Consider the following 7,504-nt stretch of genomic DNA (forward strand, 5'->3'; position numbering starts at 1 on the left):
CTTACCTGCCTTTTATTATTTTGTTTCTAAGGTATTTTGATATCTCATCAGCAACGAGTAGGTAAAGTCCTAACTAAGTTCTACATCTGCTTCATAAAGATGATATCCCAAGATTGCTAATGTTGGATTCGCATAGTATATGTCAGTCTTTACATAAATAATTGCGATGACGATAAACAGCAATATGAGTACCAGCGTATAGCGAAGTTTGGATAAATCAAAACATATTAAGGGGATGATATATGTAGTTAAGAAAGTTAAATGTTCATAAGTCTTATTTTTTATCTTCTTTATCTCAAAATACTCCTGTGTACCAGAAGATATCTTATGGTTAAAAGTTTTTACAAATATTGTACTTATTCCTAACATTATAATACTTATACAAGGAATAATATTTCTTTTTAAAAGTGGAACTAATCCTATAAAACTAGCTTCTTTGCTAAAGTCAATCGGAGCATCGACATTGACTACAATTAGCATTAAAAAAAGAAGCCATAATGATGATAAATACATTTGAAATTTCATCCAAGTATTCTTGTACACTTACGTCCTCCTCTTAACATATATTCTATAAATTTGATAGCAAGTTTTATCCTCTTGGACTTATGTTTACTCCATCTACAGAAATACAATTTCTTTGTGAGATTACATGTTAAGTTTATTTCAACGTGTCTCTTACAAAATCTTGAAGTATTTTTGCAGATGGATAATTAGACATTGATGCAATTCCGTTCACCAACTCTATTGGATATAGTGCCCCCTCATATTTCCTGCTTATTAACGATGGCAATGTAGCCAATATTCTACCTAATCCCATTATATCTTCTGATTTAGGAAAATCTAAGGATGAAATATATTCACCCGGCGACATATTTAAGACCATTTGAGTGTTTTTATCTAATATGACAAATACTTTTTCTCCATAATTAGTTCTAGAACCGTAAGGGTTTATATGTTCAGGTGCCCGTTGAATTTCCTTTCTAATAAAATCATGGCTTAATACGGCATATTTAATTTCTCCATCATTTAATGGTATAAACCTTTCTATCGTATGTAAATAATCAAAATACTTTCCTGATTTTTCACACCCCATTATATGTATAGGACGCCCTATCCGTTTGGCATGATCAAGAAAATTTCTTATACAAGGAACCAATTTAGCATATTGTCCACCAAGTGTCATCGGTCCATCCTTGATATATAATGTTTCCGACACAAGATTTTTATCTTTGCTTTCCCAATGTAAACGGATAACTGTGAATAGCATTAACATTTCCATTATCATCATATATGAGGATGCAACAGTTACAGGAGCACTATCCTCGCTCATATCTAAATGAAAACCTATCATATCCGTGAGAAGAACTTCTTTACCGCAGAATTTACAGTTATCTACATCCTTATCATAGCCTATGCCATCATCTATTTTGAGTCCGCAATGTGGACATTGAAAATCTGGTGAGTTTTTATGAACCATATTCCATTTTTCATATACAAGCCACTTCAATGTCTCAAAATATAATCCTTGTTCTTCAATTTTAATTGAGTCAAAAATAGAATGTCTTACAGTATCATATATGTTTCCCTTACCGCTTTTAATGTTTTTTAAAGGAAAGACAGTTGAGTGAAAAAGTGCACTATTCTTCATAATTTCTTGGAGCTGTAGTGGGTGCGGAAATTCTTTATCTATTTTTGCGATTTTGGATTGTTCGATAGTCATTAATGCAGTTTTAACAAACGCAACTTCTTTATTGTTCTCCTGCACAGGAACATATGAACCATCAACTACCCAAATGTGCTGAAGCACTTTTTCTTTATTGCTGTCATATGTATCCCATATATTATCATTTATATCACTACCCAAACCTAGATCGTCGATTTCAAAATCATCAATTAATGATTTTACCCATTCGCTTTCGATAACATTTAGATGTCCTAATTTTGAAGCAGATTCAAAAGGCAACCTATTTCCAGCTGAATACGCCATAATTTATTCCCCTTTCTTAGGTTGATATAACTTTGCATATACAGGGATAACAAATCTATGTGACATTGTGAGCATTCTCATGTAACCAGGAGTTCTTGACCTTAAAATATCTTCCTCTATTCCTGAAAAGGCTATTTGCATTCTTGTTAATGCCTTTGTTTCATCCTGTGAAGATAAATGTCCTACAAAGAAGTTTTCTGTTTGTACTAAAAGTTCTTTATTTATTGTAGATGGTGATTGAGTAGAATAAACCATTCCAATATGGAATTTTGCTCCTTCTTTTGCAAATCTTGAATAAACATCTGTTAAGTCTTTAGATTCAGGTGGAAAAAGATTGTGTGCTTCTTCAAAATATAATTGAATATAACTATCACCGAGTTTATTTTCAACAAATTTTCTTTCTTGAGCTGAAAATATCTCCTGTGATAGTATATCTGAGAAATATTTTCTAATACGATCTGTTGCATTTCCCAAATCTAATATAACGGTTTTACCAGCATTCAACAATTTAACAATATCGGTTAAAAAATCGGTTGCTTGCGATGAATGGTATTCTTTATACTTCGCCAATACAATTGGCCCACTACTGCCAGTGGAGGGAAATAAGAAGTTAAGTAAGGCCCAGTCTTCCTTATCAAAAAGAGGTTCCTTATCACTATTGTGAAGTTGATCATTACTTTCTCTTATGTAATTAACAAATATTCGAAGCTCTTGAACTAGCTCAGATAATGTAGTAGGTTGTTCAGGAACATTACCCTTATACGCTTTGTTTCTAAAGTCTTTATTAAAATGAGGCTCAAGAGGTTTTGTATAATTACATACCAATCCACTTGCTTTAAGTCTTTTTTCATCCGCTTTAAAACCAGCTTCAAATAATATCGCCCAATATATTTGTATTCTTCTAATCGATCTCGTTTTATCACCATTATCAGAAATAGTTTTTATTTCTTCAAAAGAGGGTAAGGCTACACTTGAAAAATTATTTATATAGTTTGAATTTTTATTATCCTCTTTTAGGAATCCACTGAGTATATCTTTGCAAGTATCTGGATTTTCATAAAAATTCAATTTTAATTGCTTAGAAGGTGTTTCTGCTCGTGGAGTCAACGCATAGACATCACACCTATCCCTATTTGCAGAATAAATTGAAGAGTTTCCATCTTGACTATTGTCATTTGCGTATTCACCATTAGTATCAAAAATGAGTTGGCCTACATTTTTAGTTTCTGCTGTAGCATCTAGCATTCCCTGTGCAAGTAGCTTTACAACATTAGATTTACCTAGCCTTGTTTTTCCAAACATTGCCGTTCTACAACCCATAAAATCTTTCATAGAAATATCTACAGGAATATTTTCGGAAGCTTGTTCTTCAACCCCAAATTGGCATTCCATTGTGCGTAATTTTCCTATATTCTGTCTAAACTCTGTTTTAACAGTTCCATTAACTATGATATTAAGTAGTTCTTCATCCGGTGCATATACTTCATATCGATGTGGACTTACTATATTGTTTACATCTCCTGAAAAAGCAAGCTTATCTACATTAAATGGGTCTGCATAAAACATTCCCAGAACATCACATTCAAGTGCTCCCCATTGCAAATCAGACTGTGTCCATAAATCAAGCTCTGGCATAGATCGTTTATGCATTTCGAAATAAGTCTGCTGTACTTGAGCAGTTAATGGTGTAGGAGCAATACCTTTTACCCGTAGCAATGTAAAATGTGACTTAGTTTGCTTATAATTTGATGGAAGTAAAATCAAATAAGAGCCTCTTGGTATCCCTCCAACTTCCATCTTATATGTATCATTAGTTATTATTTTAGCTCCATTATAGCCTAATTCTAATACATAACCCACAAAACGCCATTTACCATATTCATTCGCGTTTTTATACTTTTCTTGCCTCTCCATAAATTCCTTTACCTTTGTAATAGGATTATTCTCTACATTTGAACTGTCAACCAAATTTTGTAACCCTGCCATAATAATGCCTCCTTCAAATCATATATTAGCACTTACTATTAATTCGTTATATTGTTGTCGACCTCTTGCCAAACCAGAAATTGAACTATATCTATTAACCTCTACCAAATAATAGCCTTCCATATTTTCATATAATGCTCGAACTGCTGGGTGATTGACATTTGTCATAATAATCTTTACATTTCTATCTTTTGCTCTATGAAGTGATTGAGCTAATCTAACCTGATCATTCCAATTAAATAGCTGAGCCGTATAATTAACAAATCGATTATTTTCATCTTGTACTGAATATGGAGGATCACAAAACAAAAAGTCCTCTGCCTCCGCCATGTCAATGATCTCTTCAAAATCCCGACAAAATATTTGTGCATTTTGTAAAATTGCTGAGCGTTGTTCAAAATTATCAGTATTTAGTATCACGTTATTATGAGTACCTATTGGTACATTAAATCCTCCGTTCCCATTTACCCTATATATCCCGTTAAAGCAAGTCCTATTTAAATAAATCATTCTTGCAGCTATTGTAGCTGGTGTTCTAGGACGCATAGCACGTATTTGATAATAATACTCTTGGCTATGATGTCTACTATGAACTCCTAAAGCTCTTTCTACCCTTTGCCAATCATCTCGTATAGCAGAAAATGTCGTAATTAATTCTTGGTTTATATCATTTATTATTGCAATAGGTGGCTCTAAAAAAAAATATAACGAACCTCCACCTAAAAATGGGTCAATGTATCTATGATATTGTGCTGGAAGTCTATGTTGTTCATGATTAATAAACCAATTTTTCCCTCCTGCCCATTTTAAAAATGTTTTATCCATATTGATAATAAGCCCCTAAATTCGATTGAAAACAAAAAATTTTCATCAAATATACTTCCTTTCATAAGCTTTTTTCTTTCCTGTATTTTTGTTGCCCTGAAGAAGTCTTTTCAATAGATACAACACATATATCATTCGATTTAATATAGTTTAGAAATAGAGTGCCTAACAGTAACCGATTACTACGTGATATTCGATTCCATTCATAGCCTTTAAAAAGGTCACGAAGCAAAAATACTTCACCTGATTTAAGATTTTTTATTTCCTCTTTCGCAGTTTCTAACAATTCATTAGCATTCTGCATAAATCTACTGTTGTAGCTGATTTATTTCAACAAAATACTGCTCCGCTTGCTTGTCAGGGACTTGCTCGATATAATGTCATTATCATTATAGAAAGAAAGTCCCAGAGAACCCACATCCTGCAAGATTTCGTCCTCTGAGACTTTGGTAATTAAACCATGGTCATTATATCAGATTTTGAACTGATACTCAATGAGGACACACATATTTTTCGTTAAGAGCAGGGGGATTCTTTATTGTCCGCACTGCATGATGCCGTTAAAGCACCGCGACTGGAAGCTTCGCATTTGTAAACGTGACGGTGGAGAAAAGGATTTCATACAAGTGGAACGCATGAAATGCGAGCACTGCAATCGCCTTCATACGGCGCTGCCAAATACCTTAACACCGTTTAAACACTATGAAACAGATGTAATCTCAGGAGTGCTGGATGATTTAATTACCACTGATGATCTCGATGATGAGAATTATCCGTGCGAAGCGACTATGAACCGCTGGCATCACTGGTTGATGGCAAATCGTCTTTACATAAATGGCAAACTGAAATCAGATGGATACAGTAAGTTCGGTTTCTCTGAAGCTTTACTCTTGTCTGAGATTTCCCTGCTCGACGAACTGCGCTTACGCTGTCAGGACTGGTTAGAAACTGTCCAGCATTTCATATATAACTTAGGCGGATTTTTAGTTCCCGCCTGATGTTACCTTTGCACCTACTTTGTTTTGTCCTGTCAAGGCACTCTGGTGTATTCTTTCTCCATAAGGAGGACGAATCTATGCAGACAAAAGAAATACAGGACTGGCAGGATCAGGCAGCGCTTACCAGATACAGTTTTATTGCTCCGCTTCTGGATCATTCCCTGGATACTGCCGCTAAAACAAAGCTGCGCAATGAGATCAGTGAAAAGGCAGGAATCTCATTACGAACAATCTACCGCTACGAAAGTGCCTACAAAGAAAACGGGTTTCAAGGTTTGAAACCACAATCCAAAGAACATGGGGTCTCCAGTCGGCTCCCGGATAACTTTGAAGATCTGCTTTTGCAGGCGATAACTCTAAAGAAAGAAGTTCCAAAACGTTCCGTTGCCCAGATCATCTGGATACTGGAACTGGAAGGATATGTTGCACCTGGCGTATTGAAAAGGTCCACACTGGAGCGCCATCTGTATAAAGCTGGGTATGGTGTGAAGCAGATGCAAATGTACAATGATGCCCGGGAGAGTTCTTCGAAACGCTTCTGTAAACCACATCGGATGATGTTAGTCCAGGGTGACATCAAGTACGGCTGTAAACTACCAATCGGCAAAAATGGTGCCATGGTACAGACCTATCTGTCCTCAGCTATTGACGATCATTCCAGGCTGATCCTTGCATCTGAATTCTACGATAATCAGGAAGAACTGATTGTGGAGGATACCTTCCGTAAGGTGATCCTGCTTCATGGGAAATTTGATTCATGCTACTTTGATAATGGCAGTCAGTATGTAGCCAGACAGCTGAAACTTTCCCTGGGTAAGATCGGAATCCCGATCCATTATGCGAGACCAAGAAGCGGAAAAAGTAAGGGCAAGATCGAAAAATTCCATCAGGTCGTTGACGCATTCCTTCGAGAAATAAAGCTCCACAAAATCAAAACGCTTTATGAGTTGAACCGATACTGGAAAATATACCTTGAAGAAGCATACCAGAATCATCGTCATGAAGGCATTGCGGAGTATTATAAAAGTCTGAATGCAAAAGTGCCAGAGGCTGGTATTACCCCCGTGCAGGAGTGGAACCGTGACAGCAGAAAACTTGTATATCTGGACACTGCCGTTGTTACAGAAGCATTCCTTCATCATGAAATCCGTAGCGTCGACAAGGGAGCATGCATAAGCTTCCATGGCAAGACATATGAGACCAAGCCTTCTTTGATTGGCTTCAAGGTTGAGATTACTTATGATCCCAAACTTCCTGAAATCATCACAGTCTCACATCAGGGTATTGCTCCGTTTGTTGCAAAACCGGTAAGGATTGGGTCTTACTGTGACAAAAATCCGACACTTCCTGTTTCCATGCAGCCGGAAGTCCCAGAGACTTCCAGGTTTTTAAGCGCTCTCGAAAAAAAGAATGGGCAATCCCGGAAACTGGTAGCCAATGCAATCTCCTTCTCCACTTATGGAAAGGAGGANGGATTCCTTTTTGAAGAGCAGGTACTCCATTTATGGTCCCAAACCTCGGCTTCCTTCCTGTATGCAACGCTCTTATCTACTTTCCATTGATTTTAAAGTAACTTCCATTACTGACTGGGTTGCCCAGCTTAAAATCAATCCCCTTTTTGCGCTGCTTAGTGGTTTTGAAGTTGGTCACACGCCAGGTGTCGGTACTTTTTATGACTTCTTTGACCGCCTCTGGAATGCTGATGATG

At 36.3% G+C, this 7,504-nt stretch carries 7 protein-coding genes; 2 read left to right on the forward strand and 5 right to left on the reverse strand.

The window, feature by feature from the left end; genetic code table 11:
• Nucleotides 1-69: 69 nt before the first annotated feature.
• The 5 genes from kwaA to BQ9856_RS14175 all read right to left on the reverse strand — a co-directional run bounded on the left by kwaA (nucleotide 70) and on the right by BQ9856_RS14175 (nucleotide 5,102).
• Nucleotides 70-543: an anti-phage protein KwaA gene (gene kwaA, locus BQ9856_RS14155; protein WP_077611612.1), complete on the reverse strand. Its 474-nt coding sequence runs from the start codon at nucleotides 541-543 to the stop codon at nucleotides 70-72.
• A gap of 115 nt (nucleotides 544-658) precedes the next feature.
• Entirely contained in the window at nucleotides 659-1,987 is a 1,329-nt protein-coding gene (locus BQ9856_RS14160; RefSeq protein WP_077611613.1) for a hypothetical protein, read from the reverse strand.
• 3 nt (nucleotides 1,988-1,990) lie between these two features.
• On the reverse strand, nucleotides 1,991-3,973 hold the full coding sequence (locus BQ9856_RS14165; RefSeq protein WP_077611614.1) for an ATP-binding protein: 1,983 nt from the start codon (nucleotides 3,971-3,973) through the stop codon (nucleotides 1,991-1,993).
• A gap of 18 nt (nucleotides 3,974-3,991) precedes the next feature.
• On the reverse strand, nucleotides 3,992-4,798 hold the full coding sequence (locus BQ9856_RS14170; protein ID WP_077611615.1) for a DNA adenine methylase: 807 nt from the start codon (nucleotides 4,796-4,798) through the stop codon (nucleotides 3,992-3,994).
• A gap of 61 nt (nucleotides 4,799-4,859) precedes the next feature.
• Nucleotides 4,860-5,102: a single-stranded DNA-binding protein gene (locus BQ9856_RS14175; protein WP_077611616.1), complete on the reverse strand. Its 243-nt coding sequence runs from the start codon at nucleotides 5,100-5,102 to the stop codon at nucleotides 4,860-4,862.
• A 247-nt stretch (nucleotides 5,103-5,349) separates the two neighbouring features.
• Between BQ9856_RS14175 and BQ9856_RS14180 the strand changes: the two genes are divergently transcribed.
• On the forward strand, nucleotides 5,350-5,796 hold the full coding sequence (locus tag BQ9856_RS14180) for a DUF6431 domain-containing protein (RefSeq protein WP_077609170.1): 447 nt from the start codon (nucleotides 5,350-5,352) through the stop codon (nucleotides 5,794-5,796).
• Nucleotides 5,797-5,873: 77 nt separating this feature from the next.
• Nucleotides 5,874-7,358, forward strand: a complete 1,485-nt coding sequence (locus BQ9856_RS14185; protein ID WP_235839215.1) for a DDE-type integrase/transposase/recombinase — start codon at nucleotides 5,874-5,876, stop codon at nucleotides 7,356-7,358.
• Nucleotides 7,359-7,504 lie beyond the last annotated feature (146 nt).

This window comes from Clostridium sp. Marseille-P2415, from assembly GCF_900155545.1.
In the GTDB taxonomy this organism is placed as follows: Bacteria; Bacillota; Clostridia; order Lachnospirales; family Lachnospiraceae; genus Lacrimispora.